The following is a 23,715-nucleotide window of genomic DNA, read 5'->3' as shown; positions in this document are numbered from 1 at the left end:
TTGATGGACCGGTGACCGCAACCCCCTCGTCCCTGGCCGACGCGTCCATCGCGGAGCTCCGCGCCATCCACGACCGGCTCGCCGACGAGGTGGCCGCCCTCGACCCCGAGAGCCTGACCGCGCAGAGCGGCGCCGACGACTGGACGGTCGCCGACGTCCTCTCGCACCTGGGGAGTGGCGCCGAGATCGGTCGCTACCCGCTGGTCGCCGGGGCCGGCGCGCCGGAGGAGGCGCCCGACAACCAGCAGGTCTGGGACCGGTGGAACGCGCTCCCGCCCCCCGAGCAGGCGGCCGCCTTCGTCGAGAGCGACGAGCGGCTGGTCGCGACGTACGAGGGGCTGAGCCCCGAGCAGCGCCGCTCGATCGAGGTGGACCTCGGCTTCATGCCGCAGCCCCTGCCGCTCGTCACGACGCTGGGCATGCGGCTCAACGAGGCTGTGCTGCACGGCTGGGACGTCGAGGTCGGGCTCGACCCGGCGGCGACGCTGAGCGAGACGTCGGCCGCGCTGCTGGCCGAGCACCTCAGCTCCACGATGACGTTCTTCCTCGGCTTCGCCGGCAAGCCCGAGGGCGTCGGTCCGGCCAGGGTCGGGGTCGGCGGCTACACGATCGTGATCGACGAGGCCGTCCGCCTCGAGGCCGGCGACGAGGACACGACGGCGACCTTCCACGGCCCGCTCGAGGCCGCGGTGCGGCTGCTGGCGGGACGACTGAAGCCGGCGTACACCCCCGAGGGCGTCGCCGTGACCGGAGACGTGTCGCTCGACGACCTCCGGAAGGTGTTCGCGGGCTACTAGACCTAGGCCGCGAGGCAGACCGGCCCGCGGACCTCGGTCAGCCGGCGAGCCACGCGGGTCGTCAGGTCGACGAGTCGCAGCCCGAGGGCGCCGGAGACCGCCTGCAGCACCTCCGAGCTCGGCTCCTTGCGACCCCGCTCGATCTCGGAGAGGTACTGCGTGGAGACGCCGGCGTCCTTCGCGACGTCGGCGAGCGTGCGTCCGGCGTCCTGGCGCTCGTCCCGGAGCTCCTGACCGACCGCCTCGCGCCACAGCGGCTCGGGTTCGGTCGTCTCCGGCTCGAGATCCGGTGTCGGGAACGCGATCAGCTCACCCATGCTCGGAGGCTACGCCCGCCGGCCGCCCGACGCGCCGGGCGTTTCCCGTCGTTCGCGCAGGGCGAACGCGTCACTTCTTCGCCTTGAGCCAGTGCCCGAGCTCGGCCTCGGCGAGGAGCTCCCGCGCCTCGGCCTCGCGGTCCTCAGGCACCATCACCCGCATCTGCAGCCAGTTCAGCGAGCCGTCGATGACGCTGGTGTGCCGGTCGGCGACGAACGTCGGGATGTCCTCCTGCTGGAGCAGCCCCTCGACGACCGAGATCAGGGCGACGTCGTTGGTCCGGATGAGCTCGATCATGACCCTCCCAACGGCCCGTCGACGCCTAAGGTGCCCATTGTGCGCGGACGGCGACGAGGAAGGCCTGACCAGGACCGCTGGGATCGCTCGGACTGGTGGGGCGTCGTCGTGGACAGCCCGGACCCGAAGGCGCTGGCGCGGTTCTACTCCGAGCTGCTCGGCTGGCCGCTGTGGAAGCCCGACGAGATGGACCCCGGCGAGGCGGCGATCGACACCGGTGAGGGCGTCGCCGGCATCACGTTCCACCTCAAGGACGACTACGTCCGGCCGGTCTGGCCGAACACGCCGGGGGAGCAGCAGATGATGATGCACCTCGACTTCGAGGTCTCCGACCTGGCCGAGGCGACGGCGTACGCCCTGGAGCACGGTGCGGTGCTGGCCGACGTCCAGCCGCAGGACGACGTGCGGGTCTTCTACGACCCGGACGGCCACCCGTTCTGCCTCTACGCGCACGGGACCTGACGGACGGTCGCCGCGCCTGGGCTGGGCAGGGAATTTCCTCCACTGTCGAGCAATTTCCGGACCTGCTCGCACACGGAGGGGCGCGACCGGGGTTCGCCGAGGATCCTCGGCACCTGGTGCCGAACTTCCTCGGCAGATCCGCTGCCTCGGAAAATGGTCGACTGTCCAGGAAAGTTCGGAGCCGTCACCGGCGCGCCCGAGCGATCTGCACCGGATCCGCGCCCAGCTAGCTGCTCGGCTTCTCCGAGCCGACGACCCACATCGCGAAGAACTGCGAGCCGCCGCCGTAGGCGTGGCCGAGCGCCTTGCGGGCGCCGTCGACCTGGTGCTCACCGGCGGCGCCGCGGACCTGGAGGGCGGCCTCGCCGAAGCGGAGCATGCCGGAGGCGCCGATCGGGTTGGAGGACAGCACGCCGCCCGAGCAGTTGACCGGCAGCCGGCCGCCCATCGCGGTGGCGCCCGACTCCGTGAGCCGCCACCCACCGCCGTTCGCGTCGGCGAAGCCGAGCGACTCCAGCCACATCGGCTCGAACCACGAGAACGGCACGTAGATCTCCGCCATGTCGATCTCGTCGATCGGGCTGGTGATGCCGGCCTGCTTCCACAGCGCGGCCGCGGCGTCCCGGGAGGCCTGCGGGTTGACCTGGTCGCGCTCGGCGGCCGAGGTGGCCTCCGAGCGCATCACCGTCCCGTGGATCCAGGCGGGGTTGGCCGAGCGGGCGGCCTCGTCCTCCGACACGATGACCAGCGCGCAGGCGCCGTCGGACGACGGGCAGGTCTCGTCGTAGCGGATGGGGTCCCACAGCATCTGCGAGGCGAGCACCGACTCGACCGTGGTGTCCGGGTTCTTCAGGTGGGCGTAGGGGTTCTTGAGCGCGTTCTGCCGGTCCTTGGCGGCCACGATCGCGCCGACGTGCGTGGGCGCCTCCGAACGACGGATGTAGGAGCGCACGTGCGGCGCGAAGTAACCGCCCGCGCCCGCGTGCACCGGCATGTTGAACGGGATGGGCACCGACAGCGCCCACATCGCGTTGGACTCCGACTGCTTCTCGTAGGCGACCGTGAGCACCTTCTTGTGCACGCCCGCCTGGACGAGCGAGGCGGCGACGATCGCGGTCGACCCGCCCACCGACCCGGCCGTGTGCACCCGCAGCAGCGGCTTGCCCGCGGCGCCGATCGAGTCGGCGAGGAACAGCTCGGGCATCATCACGCCCTCGAACAGGTCAGGCGCCTTGCCGACCACGATCGCGTCGATCTCCTCCAGCGTCAGCTGGGCGTCCTCCAGCGCGCGGTCGATCGCCTCGCGCAGCAGGCCCGGCATCGAGACGTCCTCGCGCTTGGCCCGGTGGTGGGTCTGGCCCACGCCGATCACGGCGGCCGGCTGCTTGGCCATCAGTCGTCGGTCCCTTCGCTGGCGAGCACGCACACGAGGTTCTGCTGGAGGGCCGGCCCGGAGGTCGCGTGGCCGAGCGCCTTCGACGCCTCACCCGACCAGATCCGCTTCGCGGCCTCGCCGACCCGGATCCCACCGGCGGAGAACATCGGGTTGCTCGCCAGCGCGCCGCCCGACGGGTTGATCCGTACGTCGTCGCCGAGGCCGAGCTCGGTGCGGAGGATCAGCTCCTGGTGGCTGAACGGCGCGTGCAGCTCGGCCACCTCGACGCCGTCGAGGTCGGCGCCGGCACCGGCCCGCTGGGCCGAGGGGGCGCGGGTCAGGTCGCGGGTGCCCATGCTCATCGGGTCCACGAAGTGGGTCAGCGACCGGATCCACGCCGGCCGCTCGCACACCTCGCGGGCCTTGTCGCCCGCGGCCAGCACCAGCGCGGCGGCGCCGTCGGTCACGGGAGCGCAGTCGTGCTTGCGCAGCGGGTCGGCGTACACCGGCCGGGCGAGCAGCTCCTCGACCGACGAGCCGCCCTTGCGGATCGCGTACTCGTTCTTCTCCGCGTCGGTCAGCGACCGGTTGGCGACCTCGGCCATCGCCCGCTCGTCCCACAGCCCGGCGTCGATGCCCGCCCGGGCCTGCAGCCCGGCCAGCGACACGGTGTCAGGCCACAGCGGCGTCATCGTGTAGGGGTCGAGCTGGAGCGACAGCGTCCGCCGGAGCACCCCGGCCGAGCTCTTGCCGAACGCGTAGACCAGCGCGGTGTCCACCTCCCCGGTCTGGATCTTGAGCCAGGCCTCGTACATCGCCCACGCGAGGTCCATCTCGACGTGCGACTCGTTGACCGGCGGGATCACGCCGATCGCGTCGACGGCCGAGACGAACGAGAACGACCGCCCCGCCAGGTAGTCCGACGACCCGGAGCACCAGAAGCCCACGTCGCGCCGGGTCCAGCCGGTCTGCTCGTAGCACTCGGCGAACAGCGGCACGAGCAGCTCGACACAGGTCGGCGACCCGTCGAACTCGGCCATCTGCCGCTGGGCGAAGCCGACAACTGCCACGTCCCTCATCGCAGGCCCCTCACAGGTGCACCCGGTAGCTCTCGTAGTCCGCGTCCGGCTCCCCGGTCGGCGCGAAGTGGCTGATGTTCTCGATCGTGGTGCCCCACTCCTCGCGGGGCTTCCAGACGGCCTTGACCCGCATGCCCATCCGGACCTCCTCGGCCGGGATGTCGAGGATGAGGTGCAGGAACGCGATGTCCGCGCCGTCGAGCAGGATGTACGCCGACACGTACGGCGGGGTGATGCGCTGGCCGAGGAACGGCACGTTCACGACGCAGAACGTCGTCACCGTGCCGGTGTCCGGCAGCTCGACCTCCTCGGCGGTCGGCGTGCCGTCGGCCGGGCACGCGCTCCGGGGCGGGATGTAGACCTTGCCGCACGACGGGCAGCGCTGGCCGACCAGCTTGCCCTCGGAGAGCGAGGTGTAGAACAACGACTCCTCCGGCGAGGCGGCGTAGAGGTAGTCGAGCTCGATCGGCACCACGATGCCGGTGACCGGGTCGACCGTCTCCCTCGCCTGCACGGTCGAACCGGACTCACCCTCCGGCAGTGGCTCGAAGCACTCGATGTCGGTGATGTCGCCGGTGCGTTCGGCGCGCCAGCGGACCCGCACCCGCAGGCCCGTCTCGACGTCGGCGGGGGAGTCGACGTCGAGCGCGTGCAGCAGGGGAGCGTCTGCACCGTCGAGTGTCACCAGCGCGAACGCGAACGGACGGTCGAGCGGCTGGCCATTGACGGGCTCCGGCACCCACGTCCACGACGTCACCGTGCCGGTGTCGGCGACCTCCACGAAGTCCTCCAGGGCGGCGTGGGTGACCGGGTCGAACTCGGGTGGCGGCACGACGACCTTGCCCTCCGACGTGCGGCCGCCCATCACGACGCCGTCCCTCAGCCCGGCGAGGAAGCGGCCGAGCACGGGGCCGGTCGAGCGGGTGTAGTCGAACGCTACGGTGACGGGCGCCGAGAGGGTTCGAGGCATGGCGCAAAAGTAGAACACGTTCTAATCTGAGGCAAGGGCGCGACCGTCGTGTCCGCGAGAGGTGGCGGCATGAAGCTGGGGTTGCAGCTCGGCTACTGGGGCGCGCAGCCGCCGGCCAACCACGCCGAGCTCGTGCAGGCGGCGGAGGAGTCGGGCTTCGACGCGATCTTCACCGCCGAGGCGTGGGGGTCCGACGCGTTCACCCCGCTGGCCTGGTGGGGCCGGGAGACCGAGCGGGTCCGCCTCGGCACCTCGATCGTGCAGATGTCCGGCCGCTCCCCGACGTCGATCGCGATGCACGCCCTCACCCTCGATCACCTCTCCCACGGACGCGTCGTGCTCGGCATGGGCGTGAGCGGGCCGCAGGTCGTCGAGGGGTGGTACGGCCAGCCGTTCGGCAAGCCGCTCGCCCGCACCCGTGAGGTCGTCGACATCATCCGGAAGGTGCTGCGGCGCGAGGGCCCGGTCACCAACGACGGCACGCACTACCCGCTGCCGTTCACCGGTGAGGGCTCGGTCGGGCTCGGCAAGCCGCTGAAGCCGATCACCCACCCGCTGCGTGCCGACATCCCGATCTGGCTCGGGGCCGAGGGGCCGAAGAACGTCGCCCAGACCGCCGAGATCGCCGACGGCTGGATCCCGATCTTCTACACGCCGAAGTCGGCGGGCATGTACGCCCCGTGGCTCGACGAGGGGTTCGCCCGGCCCAGCGCCCGGCGTACCCGTGCGGACTTCGAGATCGCGGCGACCTGCCACGTGCAGATCGTCGCCGACGCCGACGAGAAGCAGGCCGTGATCGACGGCATGAAGCCCGTCGTCGCCCTCTACATGGGCGGCATGGGCGCCAAGGACCAGAACTTCCACAAGCAGGTCTTCGACCGGATGGGCTACGAGGCGATCACGGGCCGGGTGCAGGAGCTGTTCCTGGCCGGTGACCGCGACGCCGCCACGGCGCTGATCCCCGACGAGCTCGTCGACGACATGCACATCATCGGCACGGCCGCCGAGGTCAAGGACACCGTCCAGGCGTGGGAGGGCACCGGTGTCACCACGCTGATGCTCAGCTGCGGCTCGGGCGACGAGGTGCGCCGCCTCGCGGAGCTGCTCGCGTAAGTACCTTTCCTCCACCTGGCATCCACAGCCAGGCGAGTCCACAAGACGAACGGTCAGGCGTCGCCCTGGGCGTCGATCGCGTCGAGGTCGCGCACGGCGTAGCGCAGGTGCTCCCACTCCTCCTCCAGGATCACGTGCAGGCACGAGAGCGTCGTCTCCGGCTCCTGGGGCGCGTGCGGGTTGCGGCGCGGCGTCGCCAGCTCCTCGGGCGTGACGTCGGCCAGGAAGTCGCGCACCATCGCTACCCGGCTCGCCCGGGCCTCGAGCACGTCGGCGTACGCCGGGGTGCCGGTCGCGAAGACCGAGACCTCGATCCGGCCGTCGCCCGCCGTGCCGTCGTCGAGCAGCCCGAGCGGGTGGAACGGCTGCTCGAGCCCGAGGACCGCCTGGCCGAACCACAGGTCCGTCGCCAGCACGAGGTGCCGGAGCGTCTGCGCGAACGACCACTCCCCGCCGGCGCTCACGTCGACCGTCCCGTCCGGCATCGTCGCGACGCGGCCGACCGCGGCCTCCCAGGCGCGCTGGAGGTCGTCCCAGGCCGCCCGCAGGGCCTCGGGCTCGGCGGCGCGGCGGCCGGCCCGCCCGGGGAACCTCCGGTCGAGCTCGGCCTCGACGAGCGGGATCACGTCGACGCCGTTGACGCGCAGGAAGGGCGCGTCGGACAGCCACGGTGCGTCGATCTCGGTGCCCCGCACCTCGACGCCGCGCAGCACGGCGCCGGACAGGTCGGCACCGACGAACCGGGCGCCGCGCAGGTTCGTCTCGACGAACTCGGCTCCCTGCAGGTCGTCCGCGCGCGTGAACCTCACCATGTCAGCGCCTCCGCGACCAGGTCGATCGACTCTGCGGTGATCGGGTCCAGCACCAGCTGCAGGTGGGTCGCCCCGGCATCGGCCAGGCCGCGCACGTGGTCGGCCAGGTCGTCGGGCCTGACCGTGGTGACCTTCGCGTCGTAGTCCTCGCCCATCACCCGGCCGCGCCCACCCGGCACCGTGACGAGCACCGCAGCGGTCGCCTCGACCGACCGCCCCGCGGGCATGACCGCGTCGACCTCGGCCTTCGCCCCGGCGAACCCCTCGACCGAGTTGCCGTAGATGCTCCACCAGACGTTCCACGAGTCGACGACGGGCAGCCCGATGCCGAGCATCCTCGGGCTGTTCGAGCCGAGCATGATCGGCGGCCCGCCCTCGCGTACCGGCCGCGGGTCGAGCACGCAGTCGTCGACGTCGTAGAACGCGCCGTGGTACGTCGACCGCCCCTCCCGCAGGAGCGGCGCGATGATCGCCAGTGCCTCCTCGAAGCGCGAGACCCGGCGGTCGTAGGGGAACCCGAACGCGTCGAACTCGCGGCGGTTCCAGCCGGCCCCGAGCGCGACGATGAGCCGGCCCTGCGAGATCGCGTCGACCGTCGCGGCCTGCTTCGCGAGCATCGCGGGCGCGTGGAAGGCCGTCGACGCGACCAGCGGCCCGATCTCGACGCGCTGGGTGACCGCGGCGATCGCGGCGAGCGTCGTCCACGCCTCGTAGGGCCCGCGCGTGACCCCGCCGGGCAGGTCGTACACCAGGTGGTCGCCCACCCAGACCGAGTCGTAGCCCGCCGCCTCGGCCCGGCGGGCGAGGTCGAGGTACTCCGGCCACGGCACGAACCGCTCCACCTCGGGCAGCTGGACGCCGATCTTGCAGGGCCTCGTCATGGCCCGACCCTAGGGCAGCGCGGGCCTAGGGCGGCGGGCCGTACAGGCCGCCCGGGTCGGTGGCGCCGGAGCCGTCGCGCGTCATCGACCCGACGGTGAGCCCGTGCTGCGCGACCAGGTCGCGCACCTCCAGCTCGACGAGCTCCAGCAGCTCCGCGTCGGAGACGAGATCGGTGTTCGTGATCACGACGTCGACCGAGGTGGCGCCTTGGGCCGCGAGGGCCTTCAGCTGGTCGACGGTCTGCGGGAGCGGCCCGTCGGCAGCGCTGACGAGGACGGGATCGGACGACATGCCTGACCGTATCGCCGGTGGCGGCTCTGCGACACGATTGCCCGAAACTGGAACACGTTCTAGTCTCGGCGCATGAGCGCCGACGCCTCGACCAGCGGTCCCGCCGACCTCAGCGACCCGATGCGGGTCGGCACCCACAACGGGCACCTGATGGTCGCCGCGCTCAAGCGGCACCGCGACAAGCCGGTGATCCACCTCGGCGAGACCACGCTCACCGGGGGAGAGGTCTCGCAGCGGATCAGCCAGTACGTCCAGGCCTTCGAGGCGCTCGACGCGGGCCGGGGCACGGCCGGGGCGCTGCTGGCGCTCAACCGGCCCGAGGTGCTGTTCATCCTCGGCGCCAGCCAGACCCAGGGCTACCGGCGTACGTCGCTGCACCCGCTGGGCAGCCTCGACGACCACGCCTACGTCATCAACGACGCCGAGATCACCACGCTCGTCGTCGACCCGGTCTTCGTCGAGCGGGCGGTCGGCCTGCTCGACAAGTGCCCGGGCCTCAAGCAGGTGCTCACCATCGGCCCGGTGCCCGAGCAGCTGGCGCACGTCGGCAAGGACCTCGTGGCGGAGGCAGCGAAGTACGACCCGCAGCCGCTCGAGGCCGTGGTCCTGGCGCCGGACCACATGACCTCGATCACCTACACCGGCGGGACGACGGGCAGCCCCAAGGGCGTCATCGGCCTGACCCAGTCGTTCAGCACGATGACCCAGATCCAGCTCGCCGAGTGGGAGTGGCCGGAGAGCCCGCGGTTCCTCATGTGCACGCCGCTCTCGCACGCCGGCGCGGCGTTCTTCGCACCGACGGTCATCAAGGGCGGCTCGCTCTACGTCCTCTCGAGGTTCGACCCCGCCGAGGTGCTCGAGGTCATCGAGCGGGAGAAGATCACCGCCACGATGCTCGTGCCGAGCATGCTCTACGCGCTCATGGACCACCCCGACTCGCACACCCGCGACCTGAGCAGCCTCGAGACCGTCTACTACGGCGCCAGCGCGATCAACCCGGTCCGGCTCAAGGAGGCGATCGACCGGTTCGGGCCGATCTTCGCGCAGTACTACGGCCAGTCCGAGGCGCCGATGGTGATCACCTACTTCGCCAGGGCCGACCACGTCGGCGGCGGCGACGAGCGGCTCTCCAGCTGCGGCAAGCCGTCGGCGTTCCTGCGCACCGCGCTGCTCGGCGAGGACGGCAACCCGGTCCAGCCGGGCGAGCCGGGGGAGATCTGCGTCGCCGGCCCGCTGCTCTGCGGCGGCTACTGGAAGCTGCCCGAGGCGACCGCCGAGACGTTCCGCGACGGCTGGATGCACACCGGCGACGTGGCCCGCGAGGACGAGGACGGGTTCTGGTACATCGTCGACCGCACCAAGGACATGATCGTCACCGGCGGCTTCAACGTCTTCCCGCGCGAGGTCGAGGACGTCGTGGCCCAGCACCCGGCGATCGCCCAGGTCGGCGTCATCGGCACCCCCGACGAGAAGTGGGGCGAGGCCGTCACCGCGATCGTCGTGCTCCGCCAGGGCCACGAGCTCACCGACGAGGTCGTCCACGAGATCCAGGACATGGTCAAGGAGCGCAAGGGCTCGGTGCAGGCGCCCAAGCAGGTGATCGCCACCGACGCGCTGCCGCTGACCGGGCTCGGCAAGCCCGACAAGAAGGCGCTGCGCGCGCAGTACTGGACGGGCGAGCGGAGCGTTGGCTAACAGGTACGCCGACCTCACCCGGGACCAGCTCGCGACCCTGGTCCCCGAGCTGCTGCTCATCGGGCAGCTCATCGACCGCTCGGGCATGGCGTGGTGCATCTCGGCGTTCGGGCGCGAGGAGATGGCGCGGATCGCCGTCGAGGAGTGGGCGTCGTCGTCGCCGGTCTACACCCGGCGGATGCAGCGCGCGCTCGGCTACGCGCCGGCCGGGGAGGGCACCGGCGACGTCGTCACGATCTTCAAGGGGCTGCAGCTCGACATCGGCGCGCCGCCGCAGTTCATGGACTTCCGCTACACCGTGCACGACCCGTGGCACGGCGAGTTCCACCTCGATCACTGCGGCGCGCTGATGGACGTCGAGCCGATGGGGCCCGACTACGTGCGGTCGATGTGCCACGACATCGAGGACCCGACGTTCGACGCCACCGCCGTCGCGTCCAACCCGCGAGCCCAGGTCCGGCCGGTCCACCGGCCCCCGCGCAGCTCGCCCGACCAGCACCCCCACTGCGCGTGGACGGTCACGATCGACGAGTCGAACCCCGTGGTCGAGCCGATCGACGCGCTGGCCACGATCGCCGCCTCGCGGGCCGCCACCCTGCCGCTCGACCCGATCGACCCGGCCGACGAGGGGCTCGCCGACTACGCCGGCCCGCTCGTCTCCGACCTGGACTTCTCCGCCTTCTCGCACTCGGCGCTGGTCCGCATCGCCGACGAGGTCTGCCTCCAGATGCACCTGCTGAACCTGGGGTTCCTCCTCGCCGTGCGCGCCCGCGCCGCGAGCCCCGAGCAGGCACGCGAGATCGCCACCAAGCAGCTGGTCGGCATCGCGGGCGTCGCGGCGGAGCGGATCTCGCGGGCCCTCGGCACCGAGGCCGTCGCGACGCTGCGCCTGCACCCGCTGCTCAACCCGGCGGCGTACGTCGCCGCGTCGTTCGACGGCTCGGCGCTGACGGTGTCCACCGGCCCGGCCCAGGAGGACGGCGGCTGGATCACGCTGTGCGGTCCGGGATCGGTGCGGCCGCTCCAGGCCGCGGTCCGCGCGGTCGACCCGCACCTGGACGTCGAGGTGACGGGGTCCGACACGGAGTGGACCGTGGCCGTCGTACGCCGGGATCAGCCGGCGCCCGACTTCGACGAGGTCGCCGTGACCAGGATCAGCACTGGCGCGAGCTTCGCGTTCGAGCCGCGCAGATCGCTGCCGATCACGCCCGTCTGAGCGGGTACCGCCGCCCCATGCGACTGCGCAACGGGGAGCACGGGTACGGCGCCGTCACCAAGGTGCTGCACTGGCTGACGTTGGGGCTGATCGTCGGGCAGTTCGTCGTCGGCTACACGATGCCCACGGAGGGCTCGGCCGCCGACGCCGCCGCGGACCGCGTGCACGACTCCAAGGACCAATGCAAGGACCGGCCCGACGAGGAGCGCTGCGAGGAGGAGGTCGACCGTCGCGAGGACGCGCTCGACGCCCAGGCCGACGCCGACGAGGGCCCCTCGGACCTGCACGTCGGGCTGGGGCTGGCCATCCTCGCGCTGGCCGCGGCGCGCGTGGTGTGGCGTCGGGTCGGCGGGCTGCCGCCCTGGGCGCCGGCGCTGAGCCACGCCGAGCGCATGGTCGAGGGCTGGCTGGAGAAGGGGCTGATGCTGCTGCTGTTCGCCATCCCGGTCAGTGGCCTGCTGCTCGTCCTGGGCAGCGACGACTGGCTCGGCCTGCACATCGGCGCGCACGTCGCGTTCTTCGTGGTGGTGGGGCTGCACCTCGGCCTGGTGCTCAAGCACACCGTCATCCAGCGGGACCGACACCTGGCGCGGATGCTGTAGCGGGGTCGCGCAGCTCGAAGAAGTCCCTGGCGCGGAACCGGAAGGCCTTCGCGACCAGGTTGGACGGGAACGTCTGGACCCGCATGTTGTAGGACCGCACGTTGCCGTTGTAGAAGCGCCGCGCCGCGGCGATCCGGTCCTCGGTGAGGGTCAGCTGCCGCTGGAGGTGCAGGAAGCTCGTGCTCGCCTTGAGGTCGGGGTAGGCCTCGACCCGCGCCAGCACCGACTGCAGCGCCGCGCTCACCGTCTCCTCGAACCCCTCCCGCGTCCGGGGCCGGTCGCCCCGGTGGGTCGTGGCGTCCTCGCGGGCGCGCACCAGGGTCTCCAGGACCGCGCGCTCGTGGGCGGCGTAGCCCTCGACCGTCGCCACCAGGTTGGGGATGAGGTCGTGCCGGCGCGAGAGCTCGACGTCGATGTCGCCCCAGGACTCGTCCACCAGCGTGCGCTGGCGCACGAACCGGTTGTGGCTCACGACCACGCTGACCACCAGGAGGACGGCGAGCCCGATCGCCCACCACGCCGCGGGGGTCATCCCTGCCCCTTCAGCCTGAGCCACACGAACTCGGGCACCAGGTCGGTGATGCCGTCCATGACCGCGATCGTCGCCTCGATCTGGGCCGGCGTCCGCTGGCCCCGGGCCACCATCAGCATCGAGTCCTGCTCGAAGCGCCAACCGACCTGCCGGTGCTGGAGGAGGAACTCCATCAGCTGCGGGTGCAGCACGTCGAAGGCGAACTTCCGGTCGGGGCAGCTCACCGTGAACGCGCGGTTGAACTCCTCCGACTCGAGGTCGATGTCGTTGCCGGTGATCCGGCCCACGAACCGGTCGAGGAAGCTCTCGGGGTCCACCGTCAGCGGCGGCATGTAGACGCCCATCGAGAGGCCGAGGACCGAGAAGCGGTGCACCTGGGTCGTGGTCTGCTTCCCGTTGCTGGTCTGGGTCTTGTACTCGTAGTCGAAGGAGACCAGGTCGCGGCCGTCGTGGGTGCCGTAGAGCACGTTGTAGGCGCGGCGGCCGAAGCCCAGCCCGAACGGCGGGCCGGTGAACCGGTCGACCAGCAGCGGCTGCTCCACCTCGTAGCGCCAGCCGCGCGCCGCGGCGTACGCCGCCATCGCCTCGCGCCGCTTCTTGGCCGCGAGGTAGCTGAACACCACCGCGACGACGGCGAGCGCCAGGAACGCCGCGAAGATCAGCACGAATCCCGACGCCACGGCGACACCCTAGGGGCAGGCGGGCTGCGCGAAGGGCTAGCGCCCCTTGAACTCGGCCGGGCGCCTCTCGAGGAAGGCCCGCGGGCCCTCCTTGGCGTCCTCGGAGGAGAACACCGCGGCACCGACGCGGGCGTCGTCGGCCCAGCAGTCCTCCTCGTGCTTGCCCTCGGAGTCGCGCATCGTCCTGAGGATCGCCTGCACGGCGAGCGGGCCGTTGGCCGCGACCAGGTCGGCGAGCTCGTGCGCCTTGGCCAGCGCGTGTCCGTCGGGGACGACGTGGCCGATGAGGCCCAGCTCCTTGGCCTCGGGCGCCAGGATGGTGCGGCCGGTCAGCAGCAGCTCCGCCGCGACCGTGTAGGGGATCTGCCTCGGGAGCCGGACCGCGGACCCGCCCATCGGGTAGAGCGACCAACGGGCCTCCGCGACGCCGAACTTCGCCGACTCGCCCGCCACCCGGATGTCGGTGCCCTGGAGGATCTCGGTGCCGCCGGCGATCGCGGGGCCCTCCACCGCGGCGATGAGCGGCTTGGTCAGGCGGAAGCCCTTGAGCAGCGGCTTGATGATGGTCGGGTCGAAGTCGCCGGACTCGAAGCTGTCGCTCGGTGGCTTGTCGTTCGCCGCCTTGAGGTCCATGCCGGCGCAGAAGTAGCCGCCGGCCCCGGTGAGGATGCAGACCCGGATCTCCGGGTCGTCGTTCACCCGGTCCCAGGCGTCGGACATGATCGCGAGCATCTCCCCGGAGAGCGCGTTGCGGGCCTCGGGCCGGTTCATCGTCACGACCAGCTTGTGGCCGTCCTGCTCGACGAGGCAGTGCGGCGCGCTGGTGCTCGTCTCGGCATCCGTGCTGGTCACAGGGGGAGCGTAGTCAAAAACGAGAACGTGTTCTAGTCTTGCCGCCGTGGCGCTGAACATCGCAGACCTCTTCGAGCACGCCGTCGACGCAGCCCCCGACAACCCGGCCGTGAAGGTGGGCGACCGAGTCGCGACGTACGCCGACCTGGAGCGCGACAGCAACCGGCTGGCGCACTTCCTGGCCGCGCGCGGGGTCGGTCCCGGCGACCACGTCGGCATCTACTCCAAGAACTCCATCGAGCACGTGGTGGCCGTCCTGGCCACGGTGAAGCTGCGCGCGACGACGATCAACGTCAACTACCGCTACGTCGAGGGCGAGCTCGACTACCTCTTCGAGAACGCCGACGTCGTGGCGCTGCTGTTCGAGCGCACCTACACCGACCTGGTCGCGCGCTGTGCGCCCAAGCACCCCCAGCTGCACACCTTCGTCGCGCTCCCCGACGTGACCGACCCGGACAACGCCAGCGACCTCTCGTCGTTCGGCGGCGTGACGCTGGAGGAGGCGTACGCCGGCCAGAGCGCCGAGCGCGACTTCGGCGAGCGCAGCCCCGACGACATCCACATCATCTACACCGGCGGCACCACCGGCTTCCCGAAGGGCGTCATGTGGCGCCACGAGGACTTCTGGCGGGTGCTCGGCGGCGGCATCGACTTCTACACCGGCGAGCCGCTGGAGGAGATGAGCCAGTCGTCCGCGGCCACCGACCCGCGGATGATCACCTTCCCGCTGAGCCCGCTGATGCACGGCGGCGCACAGGCCGGGCTCCTGATGCACCTGTTCGGCGGCCACCTCACGGTGCTGGAGCCCAAGTTCGACCCCCAGCGCACCTGGGAGATCATCGAGAAGGAGCAGGTGCAGCTCATCTTCATGACCGGTGACGCGATGGCGCGTCCGCTCATCGAGGAGTACGAGCGCAAGGCGGCCACCGGCACGCCGTACGACGGGTCCAGCCTGTTCGCCATCTCCAGCAGCGCCGCGATCTTCAGCCCGGACGTGAAGAAGCGCTGGATGGACGTGTTCACGAACGCCGTGTTCACCGACTCCGTGGGCGCCACCGAGACCGGCTTCCAGGGCATGGGGATGCAGGACAAGGAGCAGATCTCCACCGACGGGCCGGTCGTCGGCCTCGGACCCAACAGCGTCGTGATCGACGACGACAACCGGCTGCTCGACCCGGCCACCGACGTCGGCAAGATCGGCCGGCTCGGTCGCGGCGGCAACGTGCCGGTCGGCTACTACAAGGACCCCGCGAAGTCGGCGGCGACGTTCCTCGAGATCGACGGGCAGCGCTACTCCGTCCCGGGCGACTTCGCGCGCATCGAGGACGGCAACCGGGTCACGCTGCTGGGCCGCGGCTCCAACTGCGTCAACACCGGCGGCGAGAAGGTCTACCCCGAGGAGGTGGAGATGGCGGTCAAGGCGCACCCGGCCGTCTACGACTGCCTCGTGGTCGGCGTTCCCGACGAGAAGTACGGCCAGGCCGTCGCCGCGGTCGTCGAGCTCCGCGAGGGGATGTCGCTGGAGCTGGAGGAGCTGCGCGACTTCCTCCGCGCGCACCTGTCCGGCTACAAGCTGCCGCGCTCGCTGACGGTGGTGCCGCAGGTCCCGCGCAACGCGACCGGCAAGGCGCAGTACCCCGCCGCCAAGGAGATGGCGCTGGCCGGCACGGAGGTGCCCGCGTGAGGACCGCGCTCTGCGACGAGTTCGGCATCGACTACCCGATCTTCGCGTTCACGCCGTCCGAGCACGTCGCGGCCGCGGTCTCCCGGGCGGGCGGCCTCGGCGTGCTGGGCTGCGTGCGGTTCAACGACACCGAGGAGCTCGAGCGGGTCCTGACCTGGCTCGACGACAACACCGACGGCAAGCCGTACGGCGTCGACATCGTCATGCCGATGAAGATCCCGACCGAGGGCACCTCGCTCGACCTCGGCGCGATGATCCCGGAGGAGCACAAGAAGTTCGTCGACGAGACGCTGCTCAAGCTCGGCGTCCCGCCGCTGCCGGAGGGCGAGGGCCGGGAGGGAGTCCTCGGCTGGCTGCACTCGGTGGCGCGATCGCACCTCGACGTCGCGCTGCGGCACCGGCCGGTGCTGATCGCCAACGCGCTCGGCTCGCCGCCGGTCGACGTGATCGAGAAGTGCCACGAGCACGGGATCAAGGTGGCCGCGCTGGCCGGCGCCGCCAAGCACGCGCTCTCGCACGTCGCCAACGGCGTCGACATCATCGTGGCCCAGGGCTACGAGGCCGGCGGCCACACCGGCGAGGTCGCCTCGATGGTGCTGACGCCGGACATCGTCGACGCGGTCGGCCCCGACGTGCCCGTCCTCGGCGCCGGCGGCATCGGCTCGGGCCGGCAGGTCGCCGCGTCGCTCGCGCTGGGCGCGCAGGGCGTGTGGACGGGGTCGATCTGGCTCGGCACCGAGGAGTACCGCAACCTCGCGTCCAACCAGGGCTGGGAGACGGCGTTCACCCGCGCCACGTCGTCCGACACCGTCCGCACCCGCATCTACACCGGCAAGCCGGCGCGGCTGCTCAAGACCAAGTGGACCGAGGCCTGGGCCGAGGCCGACGCGCCCGAGCCGCTGCCCATGCCGCTGCAGAACCTGCTCGTCGCCGAGGCGCACAACCGGATCAACGCCTCGCACGACCCCGACGTGATCTCGATGCCCATCGGCCAGATCGTGGGGCGGATGAACTCCGTGCGTCCGGTGGCCGAGGTCGTCGCCTCGCTCGTCGCCGAGTACGACGAGGCCGTGGGCCGGCTGGAGACCTACCGGAAGTAGTCGCACGGGGCCGAGGTGGCGGCCCGCCGTCCGGACGGACCATGGACGGACCACCCGGCTGAGCCATGGTCGGCCGCACGGGCCCGCGCCTAGCGTCCTGTGCGTGATGACTGCGCGTGTCGTGTGGGGGCTCTGCCTCGCCGTGGGGGCCATGGTGGCCGGCGTCGGGATCGAGCTGCACGCGTCGGGAGCGGGGCCGTTCGTGAGCTTCCCGGTGGTGGCGGCCGGCATCCTCCTCCTGCCCCTGGCCTCGGCCGGCATCGACCGCGTCACCCGCGCCACCGCGCCGTCCGACCACTAGCGACGTTTGCGGCCGGCCCCCACGGTCACTGTCTCCATATCGGCGCCACCGCGCCGTCGACACCTCTGCAAGGAGACATCGACATGGAGATCGTGGGCATCATCATCGCCGGGATCATCATCGGACTGCTCGGCAAGCTCGTCGCGCCGGGCGACAAGGACAACATCCCGATCTGGCTGACGCTGGTGTGCGGCGTGGGCGGCGTGCTGCTGGGCCTGGTCGTCTACCGCGCCTTCGGCGGCGACGGCTCGAGCGGCGTCGACTGGACGCGCTGGATCGTCTCGGTGGCCATCTCCGCCGTGCTGGTGGTCCTCGCGTCGACGTTCACCGGTCGCAACCGGAGCCACGTCGGGCGCTGACCCCCTCGATCCACCGGTCAGGAGCCGCGGCCTCGTGGGGCCGCGGCTCCTGCCAAGATCCCTCCATGTCTCGCGTCGAGTCCCCGACCCTCCGCGACCGGATCACCTCGGCCGAGGACGCGGCCGCGCTGGTCCGGCCCGGTGACAACGTCGGCATCAGCGGCTTCACCGGCGCGGGCTACCCGAAGGCGGTGCCGGCAGCGCTGGCCGCCCGCATGGCGGCGGCGCACGCGCGCGGCGAGGAGTTCCGGATCGGGCTGTGGACCGGTGCGTCGACCGCACCCGACGCCGACGGGGTGCTCGCCGAGGTCGACGGTGTCGCCACCCGGCTGCCCTACAACTCCGACCCGGTGCTGCGCCGCTCGATCAACGCCGGCGAGGTCGACTACGTCGACGCCCACCTGAGCCACAGCGCGCAGCAGATGTGGTTCGGGTTCTACGGCACGCTCGACGTCGCGATCGTCGAGGTGACCGCCGTCCTGCCCAACGGCCTCCTCGTCCCGAGCAGCTCGGTCGGCAACAACAAGACGTGGCTCGACCGGGCCGAGAAGGTGGTGCTCGAGGTCAACCACTGGCAGCCGCGCGCCTTCGAGGGGTTCCACGACATCTACTACGGCACCGCGCTGCCGCCCCACCGCCGGCCGCTGCCGCTGCACGAGCCGATGCAGCGCATCGGCGAGCCCTACCTCCAGGTCGACCTCGACAAGGTCGTCGCCGTCGTCGAGACCGACGCGCCCGACCGCAACACGCCGTTCGAGCCGCCCAGCGAGACCTCCCGCGCGATCGCGGAGCACCTGCTCGACTTCCTGCGCCACGAGGTCGCGGCCGGGCGGATGCCGCCGGGCCTGCTGCCGATCCAGTCGGGCGTGGGCAACACGGCGAACGCCGTGCTGGCCGGCCTCGGCGCGAGCGAGTTCACCGGGCTGACCGCCTTCACCGAGGTGCTGCAGGACGCGATGCTCGACCTCCTCGACGACGGTACCCTGCGAGCGGCGTCGGCCACGTCGTTCGGGCTCTCCGACGTGGGCGTCGAGCACTTCATGGCCAACATCAACGACTACAAGGGCCGGATCCTGCTGCGCAGCGAGGAGATCTCCAACCACCCCGAGCTCGTCCGGCGCCTCGGGATCATCTCGATGAACGGCATGATCGAGGCCGACATCTACGGAAACGTCAACTCGACCCACGTCCTCGGCAGCGCGATCATGAACGGCATCGGGGGCAGCGGCGACTTCGCCCGCAACGCGTTCCTGGCGTTCTTCCTCACCCCCTCGACGGCCAAGAACGGCGCTATCTCCTCGATCGTGCCGATGGTGAGCCACGTCGACCACACCGAGCACGACGTGCACGTGATCGTCACCGAGCAGGGCCTCGCCGACCTGCGGGGTCTCTCGCCCAAGCGACGGGCCGAGCGGGTCATCGACCGCTGCGCGCACCCCGACTACCGCGACGCGCTGTGGGACTACTTCCACCGCGCGCTGGCGGCACGGCCCACCGCCCGGCACACGCCGCACCTGCTCGAGGAGGCGCTGTCCTGGCACCAGCGACTGCTCGAGACGGGACACATGTAGGGCTCACCCGGCCGACTCAGGTCAGGTGCCGGACGAGGAACCTCCCCGTGTCCTCTGCCGCGTGTGCCGGGACGCCGGTGTGGCCGCCCAGGTTGGCCTGCAGCGTCTTCTCCCGCGAGCCGAACGCGTCGAACAGGTCGAGGGCCGCCTGCCGGTCGTTGCCCTCGTCGTCCCACTGGAGCAGGACGTGCACCGGGATGGTGATGGTGCGCGCCTCGTCGAACGTCGTCCGCGGCACGAAGCTCCCCGCGAACAGACCGGCAGCCACGATCCGGGGCTCGACCGCGGCCAGCCGGACGCCGATCGCGATCACCCCTCCCGAGAACGCCACCGGCCCACCGATCTCCGGAAGCTCGAGGAGGGCGTCGAGGGCGGCCTGCCACTCGGGGACGCCCTGGTCGACGAGCGGCAGGACGAGCCGGTCGATGATCCCGTCGCCGACCGGGTCCCCGGCCGCGAGGGCCCGGCGCAGGTCGGCACGGGCCTCCTCGAGGCCGGGATCCCGGGGCCGGTCACCGCTGCCGGGCAGCTCGATCGTCGCCGCGGCGAAGCCGAGCGACGCGCACTGGCGCGCCCGGGCCGCCAGCCGGGGATACATGGCGGGCAGGCCGCCCGGGTGGCCGAGCAGCACCAGCGGCGCCGGCCCGGTGCCGGGCGTCCACACGATGCCGGGCACCTCGCCCAGGGTGACGGTGCGCTCGAGCAGACCGTCGGGGAGGGTCTGGCTGGAGCTGACGTGCATGCGTGCCTCTCGGGAGGGCGGTCCGGCTCAGGCCGACGCCGTCGGGCGGGCGACGGCGTACGCCGTGCCGCGCTCCTCCCGCACCCAGAGCACGCCGTCGCCGGCGGTCGCGCCCTGGGCGATCAGGTCGCGCTTGAGCACCTTGTTGGTCGCGGTCGAGGGTAGCGACGGGGCGATCCGGACGTAGCGCGGCCAGCCCTTCGTCGGCAGGTCGGCCTGGTCGGCCAGGAAGGCGGAGAGCTCCGCCGGGCTCAGCGTGGCGTCGTCCTGGAGCACGATCGCGGCCATCACCTGGTCACCCGCGTGCGGGTCGGGCACGGCGTACACCGCGACCAGCGCGACTGCCGGCAGCCGCTGGATGATCCGCTCGACGGGGGCCGCGGCGAGGTTCTCGCCGTCGACACGCATCCAGTCGGCCGTGCGCCCGGCGAGGTAGATCCAGCCGTCGGCGTCGCGGTAGGCGAGGTCGCCCGACCAGTACATGCCGTGGCGCATCCGGTCGTCGGTGGCGGCCTGGTCGTTGTAGTAGCCCTGGAACATCCCCGCGCCCTGGGTGTTCACGAGCTCCCCGACCGCCCGGTCCCCGTTGGTCAGGCGCCCGGCCGCGTCGAACTCGGCGACCTCGCACTCGGTGACCGTCTCCGAGTCGTAGATCGCCACGCCGTCCATGCCCTGCCCGATGGAGCCGCGGGCCGTCCCGGGCGGCCGGGTGACGATGACCGCCGACTCGGTCGAGCCGAACCCGTCGGTGACCTGACAGCCGAACCGGCGCGCGAACTCCTCGATGTCGCGGTCGCCGGCCTCGTTGCCGAACGCGACCCGCAGCGGGTTGTCGGCGTCGTCGGGCAGCTCCGGGGTGGCCAGGACGTAGGCCAGCGGCTTGCCGACGTAGTTCATGTACGTCGCGCCGTACGCGCGCACGTCGGCCAGGAACCGGGAGGCCGAGAACTGCGCGGGCACGATCGTCGCCCCGCTGGATGCGGCCACGGCCCAGCCGGCCACGACCGCGTTGGAGTGGAACAGCGGCATCGAGACGTAGCAGACGTCCTCGGCGGTGACCGTGAACCGGTCGACCAGGTTGGCCCCTGCGAAGATCGGGAAGACGTGTGGCACCTGGACTGCCTTCGGATCGCCGCTCGTGCCGGAGGTGAAGATCATCATGAACGTGTCCATCGCGCCCACCTCGGCGTGGGGGACCAGCGGGCCGGCGGGCTCGAGCTCCTCGACGTCGACGACCCGGACGCCCTCGAGGTCGAGCCCCTCGACGAGTCCGGCGTGCTCGGCGTTGACCAGCAGCAGCTGGCAGTCGGATCGCCGGACGTCCGCCAGCAGGGCCGGCCCACGGCGGGTCGTGTTGAGCCCGACCAGCACGTAGCCGCCGAGCGCCGCGGCCGCCATCGACCGGAGCATGTCGGGGGTGTTGCCCAGGAGGACACCGACGTGGAGGGGACGCGCGAGGTCGGCGACGTCGATGACCGCAGCCGCCTCTCCGGCGGCCTCGGCCAGGTGCTCGCGCCAGGTCCAGGCGCGCTCGCCGTACCTCACCCCCACCCGGTCGTCGTCCGCGCGCTCGCGCAGGAGCTGCTGGACGGTCTCCGCCATCAGGCCGGCTCGGCGGCCAGCGTGCGCCCGATGTGCAGTGCCTGCTCGGTCGCCCCGCCGTGGAGGAACTCGTAGCGCTTGGCCACGGTGAAGTAGCGGTGCGCCTCGCCGTCGAGGTCGATGCCGACGCCGCCGTGCACGTGGACGGTGGTGTGCGCGATCCGGTGCCCGGAGTCGGCTGCCCACAGCTTGGCGATGGCGACCTCGGTGTCGGCGGGCAGTCCCTCGTCCATCCGCCACGCGGCCTGCCAGAGCGCCAGCCGCTGGCCCAGGGTGTCGATGTAGCCGTCGGCCAGCCGCTGCGAGACCGCCTGGAAGGTGCCGATCGGCCGGCCGAACTGCTCCCGGGTCTTGGCGTACGACGCGGTCAGGGCCAGCGCGCCCTCGCAGATCCCGAGCTGCTCGGCCGAGGAGGCGAGGAGCAGCAGGTGGCGCAGGCGGCGGTCGACCGACCCGTCGGCGGGGCCGACCAGGCGGTCCGCGCCCACGGCCACGTCGGCGAGGTCGACGCGCGCGACCGCGTCGCGGTCGGAGAAGGCCTGCTCGGTGACGGTCACGCCGGCGTCGCCGGGCAGGACGAGGAAGACGCCGACGCCGGACGGGGTGTCGGCCGGCACCAGGAACACGTCGGCGTGCGGCCCCGCCTGCACGATCGCCTTGCTGCCGCTCAGGCTCCAGCCGTCACCGGCAGGCGTCGCGGTGGTCGTCGGCCGCTCGGGGGCGAAGGCCCGCTCCTCGGCGACGGCCGCGGTCAGGAGCTGGGCTCCCGAGGCCGCCCCGGGCAGCCACTGCTGCTTCTGGGCGTCGCTGCCGTGCTCGGCCAGGAGCCGGGCGGCCGGGCCGTGCGCGGCCAGCGGCACCGGAGCCACGGTCCGCCCCACCTCGACCAGGACGCGGCAGAGCTCCACGAGGCCGAGGCCGGCGCCGTCGTGGTCCTCCGGCAGCGCGAGCCCGAGCAGGCCGGCCGACCCGAGCTCGGCCCACAGCTCGCGGTCGAAGCGCGAGCCCTCGGCCTCGACGGTCTTCATCCGCTCGTTGGTGGCCCGGTCCGCCAGGATCTTCGCGGCCAGCTCGGCCGCCTCGTCCTGCTCGGGGGTGAAGGTGAAGTCCATCAGGTGCCTTCCATGCGGTGATCTCGACAAGCTCGATCGGCGGTGGTCACTTCACAGAATTTCAACGCTTGGCTGCCGGGAGGCCGAGGCCCACGTAGCCGATGATGTCGCGCTGGATCTCGTTGGTGCCGCCGCCGAACGTCATCACCAGCGCGCTGCGGTAGAACCGCTCGATGCGCCCGGCGAGCACGGCGCCGTCGGACGCGCCGGTGATGCCGGCGTTGGGCCCGATCACCTCCATCAACGAGCGGTAGACCTCGGTGGCGAGCTCGGAGCCGTAGATCTTGGTGGCCGATGCCTCGGCAGGGGAGAGCGGCACGCCGGCGTCGGCGTCGGACGCGAGCTTCCAGTTGATGAGCGTCAGCACGGTGATCTTCGCGTGCGCGCGGCCCAGCGCCAGCTGCACCCACTCGGTGTCGATCACCCGCGAGCCGTCGGGGTTCTTGGTCTGCTGGGCCCACTCGCGCACGAGCTTGAGCGACATCGTCAGCGGCGCCGAGGAGGTGAGCGAGACCCGCTCGTGGTTGAGCTGGTTGGTGATGAGCGGCCAGCCGCCGTTGAGCTCGCCGACGAGGTTGCTCGCCGGCACCCGGACGTCCTCGTAGTAGGTCGCGCTCGTCGAGACCCCGGCGACCGTGTGCACCGGCGTGTAGGAGAAGCCCTCGGCGTCGGTCGGCACGAGGATCATCGAGAGCCCCTTGTGCCGCGGGAGGTCGGGGTCGGTGCGGCAGGCCAGCCAGATCCAGTCGGCGTACTGGATGAGGGAGGTCCACATCTTCTGCCCGTTGATCACCCACTCGTCGCCCTCGCGGACCGCCCGGGTCTTCAGCGAGGCGAGGTCGGTGCCGGAGCCCGGCTCGGAGTAGCCGATCGAGAAGTGCAGGTCGCCGGCGAGGATCCGCGGCAGGAAGTACTGCTTCTGCTCCTCGGTGCCGTAGCGCATGATCGTCGGCCCGACCGTGTTGAGGGTCAGGTAGGGGATCGGCACGCCGAAGTCCGCCGCGACGTCGGTGAAGATCAGCTGGTCGACCATCGACCGGTCCTGGCCGCCCCACTCCCTCGGCCAGCCGATGCCGAGCCAGCCGTCGGTGCCGAGCTGCTTGATGACGCCCTTGTAGACCCCGGCCTCCCCGAACTCGCCCGTCGCCGAGGCGAGCCCGGCCTTGACCTCGGGCGTGACGAGCTCGCCGAAGTAGCCTTGGAGCTCCTCCTTGAGGGCCACCTGCTCGGGATCCAGGGCGATGCGCATGGGGCAAAACTATCCCGAAACT

Annotated in this window: 26 protein-coding genes; 11 read left to right on the top strand and 15 right to left on the bottom strand. The window is 71.7% G+C overall.

Features of this window, described 5'->3' with window-relative positions:
* Positions 1 to 11 precede the first annotated feature (11 nt).
* Entirely contained in the window at positions 12 to 797 is a 786-nt protein-coding gene (locus G514_RS0114165) for a maleylpyruvate isomerase family mycothiol-dependent enzyme (protein WP_028652290.1), read from the top strand.
* 2 nt (positions 798 to 799) lie between these two features.
* On the opposite strand, the gene G514_RS0114160 is transcribed toward G514_RS0114165, so the two are convergent.
* Positions 800 to 1,114 (bottom strand): helix-turn-helix domain-containing protein, encoded by a 315-nt coding sequence (locus tag G514_RS0114160; RefSeq protein WP_028652289.1) that lies wholly within the window; start codon positions 1,112 to 1,114, stop codon positions 800 to 802.
* A gap of 70 nt (positions 1,115 to 1,184) precedes the next feature.
* The gene (locus tag G514_RS0114155) at positions 1,185 to 1,412 is read right to left on the bottom strand and encodes a putative signal transducing protein (protein WP_028652288.1); all 228 of its coding nucleotides are present in this window, start codon (positions 1,410 to 1,412) and stop codon (positions 1,185 to 1,187) included.
* A 108-nt stretch (positions 1,413 to 1,520) separates the two neighbouring features.
* On the opposite strand from G514_RS0114155, the gene G514_RS0114150 reads away from it, so the two are divergent.
* On the top strand, positions 1,521 to 1,874 hold the full coding sequence (locus G514_RS0114150) for a VOC family protein (protein ID WP_028652287.1): 354 nt from the start codon (positions 1,521 to 1,523) through the stop codon (positions 1,872 to 1,874).
* Between the two features lie 226 nt (positions 1,875 to 2,100).
* Here the strand turns inward: G514_RS0114150 and G514_RS0114145 are convergent, their stop codons facing one another.
* Genes G514_RS0114145 through G514_RS0114135 form a run of 3 tightly spaced genes read right to left on the bottom strand, consistent with a single transcriptional unit; the run spans position 2,101 to position 5,298 of the window.
* The gene (locus G514_RS0114145; RefSeq protein WP_028652286.1) at positions 2,101 to 3,267 is read right to left on the bottom strand and encodes a thiolase domain-containing protein; all 1,167 of its coding nucleotides are present in this window, start codon (positions 3,265 to 3,267) and stop codon (positions 2,101 to 2,103) included.
* Entirely contained in the window at positions 3,267 to 4,328 is a 1,062-nt protein-coding gene (locus G514_RS0114140) for a thiolase domain-containing protein (protein WP_028652285.1), read from the bottom strand. The genes G514_RS0114145 and G514_RS0114140 overlap by 1 nt, the downstream gene beginning before the upstream one ends.
* 10 nt (positions 4,329 to 4,338) lie before the next feature.
* Positions 4,339 to 5,298, bottom strand: a complete 960-nt coding sequence (locus G514_RS0114135) for a Zn-ribbon domain-containing OB-fold protein (protein WP_028652284.1) — start codon at positions 5,296 to 5,298, stop codon at positions 4,339 to 4,341.
* A gap of 69 nt (positions 5,299 to 5,367) precedes the next feature.
* Between G514_RS0114135 and G514_RS0114130 the strand changes: the two genes are divergently transcribed.
* Complete coding sequence (locus tag G514_RS0114130) at positions 5,368 to 6,411, top strand: LLM class F420-dependent oxidoreductase (RefSeq protein WP_028652283.1); 1,044 nt, start codon at positions 5,368 to 5,370, stop codon at positions 6,409 to 6,411.
* Positions 6,412 to 6,464: 53 nt separating this feature from the next.
* On the opposite strand, the gene G514_RS0114125 is transcribed toward G514_RS0114130, so the two are convergent.
* Genes G514_RS0114125 through G514_RS0114115 form a run of 3 tightly spaced genes read right to left on the bottom strand, consistent with a single transcriptional unit; the run spans position 6,465 to position 8,396 of the window.
* Positions 6,465 to 7,223 carry a DinB family protein gene (locus G514_RS0114125; protein WP_028652282.1) on the bottom strand — a complete coding sequence of 253 codons (759 nt, stop codon included), beginning with the start codon at positions 7,221 to 7,223 and terminating at the stop codon, positions 6,465 to 6,467.
* Entirely contained in the window at positions 7,217 to 8,104 is an 888-nt protein-coding gene (locus G514_RS29300) for an LLM class flavin-dependent oxidoreductase (RefSeq protein ID WP_051247448.1), read from the bottom strand. Before G514_RS29300 ends, G514_RS0114125 begins: the two co-directional genes overlap by 7 nt.
* Before the next feature lie 25 nt (positions 8,105 to 8,129).
* Complete coding sequence (locus G514_RS0114115) at positions 8,130 to 8,396, bottom strand: hypothetical protein (RefSeq protein WP_028652281.1); 267 nt, start codon at positions 8,394 to 8,396, stop codon at positions 8,130 to 8,132.
* A gap of 72 nt (positions 8,397 to 8,468) precedes the next feature.
* On the opposite strand from G514_RS0114115, the gene fadD8 reads away from it, so the two are divergent.
* Genes fadD8 through G514_RS0114100 form a run of 3 tightly spaced genes read left to right on the top strand, consistent with a single transcriptional unit; the run spans position 8,469 to position 11,909 of the window.
* A complete protein-coding gene (fadD8, locus tag G514_RS0114110; protein ID WP_036564695.1) occupies positions 8,469 to 10,091 on the top strand; it encodes a fatty-acid--CoA ligase FadD8 in 1,623 nt (540 codons plus the stop codon).
* On the top strand, positions 10,084 to 11,307 hold the full coding sequence (locus tag G514_RS0114105) for a hypothetical protein (RefSeq protein WP_028652279.1): 1,224 nt from the start codon (positions 10,084 to 10,086) through the stop codon (positions 11,305 to 11,307). The genes fadD8 and G514_RS0114105 overlap by 8 nt, the downstream gene beginning before the upstream one ends.
* A 17-nt stretch (positions 11,308 to 11,324) precedes the next feature.
* Positions 11,325 to 11,909 (top strand): cytochrome b, encoded by a 585-nt coding sequence (locus G514_RS0114100; RefSeq protein WP_028652278.1) that lies wholly within the window; start codon positions 11,325 to 11,327, stop codon positions 11,907 to 11,909.
* On the opposite strand, the gene G514_RS26785 is transcribed toward G514_RS0114100, so the two are convergent.
* From G514_RS26785 to G514_RS0114085, 3 genes are read right to left on the bottom strand one after another with little or no spacing between them, the layout of a single operon-like run.
* Positions 11,872 to 12,441: a LemA family protein gene (locus tag G514_RS26785; RefSeq protein ID WP_036564692.1), complete on the bottom strand. Its 570-nt coding sequence runs from the start codon at positions 12,439 to 12,441 to the stop codon at positions 11,872 to 11,874. The genes G514_RS0114100 and G514_RS26785 overlap by 38 nt on opposite strands.
* Complete coding sequence (locus tag G514_RS0114090) at positions 12,438 to 13,121, bottom strand: DUF3137 domain-containing protein (RefSeq protein WP_028652277.1); 684 nt, start codon at positions 13,119 to 13,121, stop codon at positions 12,438 to 12,440. The genes G514_RS26785 and G514_RS0114090 overlap by 4 nt, the downstream gene beginning before the upstream one ends.
* 36 nt (positions 13,122 to 13,157) lie before the next feature.
* Positions 13,158 to 13,973 (bottom strand): crotonase/enoyl-CoA hydratase family protein, encoded by an 816-nt coding sequence (locus G514_RS0114085; protein ID WP_028652276.1) that lies wholly within the window; start codon positions 13,971 to 13,973, stop codon positions 13,158 to 13,160.
* Positions 13,974 to 14,019: 46 nt separating this feature from the next.
* Between G514_RS0114085 and G514_RS0114080 the strand changes: the two genes are divergently transcribed.
* From G514_RS0114080 to scpC, 5 genes are all read left to right on the top strand, one after another.
* Positions 14,020 to 15,657: an acyl-CoA synthetase gene (locus G514_RS0114080; RefSeq protein WP_028652275.1), complete on the top strand. Its 1,638-nt coding sequence runs from the start codon at positions 14,020 to 14,022 to the stop codon at positions 15,655 to 15,657.
* Positions 15,654 to 16,757, top strand: coding sequence for an NAD(P)H-dependent flavin oxidoreductase (locus tag G514_RS0114075; protein WP_028652274.1), 1,104 nt, complete (start codon positions 15,654 to 15,656; stop codon positions 16,755 to 16,757). Before G514_RS0114080 ends, G514_RS0114075 begins: the two co-directional genes overlap by 4 nt.
* 103 nt (positions 16,758 to 16,860) lie before the next feature.
* Positions 16,861 to 17,058 (top strand): hypothetical protein, encoded by a 198-nt coding sequence (locus tag G514_RS30335; RefSeq protein ID WP_157544796.1) that lies wholly within the window; start codon positions 16,861 to 16,863, stop codon positions 17,056 to 17,058.
* Positions 17,059 to 17,141: 83 nt separating this feature from the next.
* Positions 17,142 to 17,417, top strand: a complete 276-nt coding sequence (locus G514_RS0114065; protein ID WP_028652273.1) for a hypothetical protein — start codon at positions 17,142 to 17,144, stop codon at positions 17,415 to 17,417.
* 65 nt (positions 17,418 to 17,482) lie between these two features.
* Positions 17,483 to 18,988 (top strand): succinyl-CoA:acetate CoA-transferase ScpC, encoded by a 1,506-nt coding sequence (gene scpC, locus G514_RS0114060; RefSeq protein WP_028652272.1) that lies wholly within the window; start codon positions 17,483 to 17,485, stop codon positions 18,986 to 18,988.
* 16 nt (positions 18,989 to 19,004) lie between these two features.
* Here the strand turns inward: scpC and G514_RS0114055 are convergent, their stop codons facing one another.
* The 4 genes from G514_RS0114055 to G514_RS0114040 form a co-directional block, all read right to left on the bottom strand.
* A complete protein-coding gene (locus G514_RS0114055) occupies positions 19,005 to 19,730 on the bottom strand; it encodes a dienelactone hydrolase family protein (protein ID WP_028652271.1) in 726 nt (241 codons plus the stop codon).
* Between the two features lie 27 nt (positions 19,731 to 19,757).
* Positions 19,758 to 21,332 carry a fatty-acid--CoA ligase FadD1 gene (gene fadD1 / locus G514_RS0114050; RefSeq protein ID WP_028652270.1) on the bottom strand — a complete coding sequence of 525 codons (1,575 nt, stop codon included), beginning with the start codon at positions 21,330 to 21,332 and terminating at the stop codon, positions 19,758 to 19,760.
* Positions 21,332 to 22,444, bottom strand: a complete 1,113-nt coding sequence (locus G514_RS0114045; protein ID WP_028652269.1) for an acyl-CoA dehydrogenase family protein — start codon at positions 22,442 to 22,444, stop codon at positions 21,332 to 21,334. Before G514_RS0114045 ends, fadD1 begins: the two co-directional genes overlap by 1 nt.
* Before the next feature lie 61 nt (positions 22,445 to 22,505).
* Positions 22,506 to 23,693 (bottom strand): acyl-CoA dehydrogenase family protein, encoded by a 1,188-nt coding sequence (locus tag G514_RS0114040; protein WP_028652268.1) that lies wholly within the window; start codon positions 23,691 to 23,693, stop codon positions 22,506 to 22,508.
* Positions 23,694 to 23,715: the final 22 nt, after the last annotated feature.

Source organism: Nocardioides halotolerans DSM 19273 (genome assembly GCF_000422805.1).
Classification (GTDB): domain Bacteria; phylum Actinomycetota; class Actinomycetes; order Propionibacteriales; family Nocardioidaceae; genus Nocardioides; species Nocardioides halotolerans.
The sequence above is the reverse complement of the archived record's forward strand: the minus strand, read 5'-3'. Positions and strand labels throughout refer to the sequence as shown.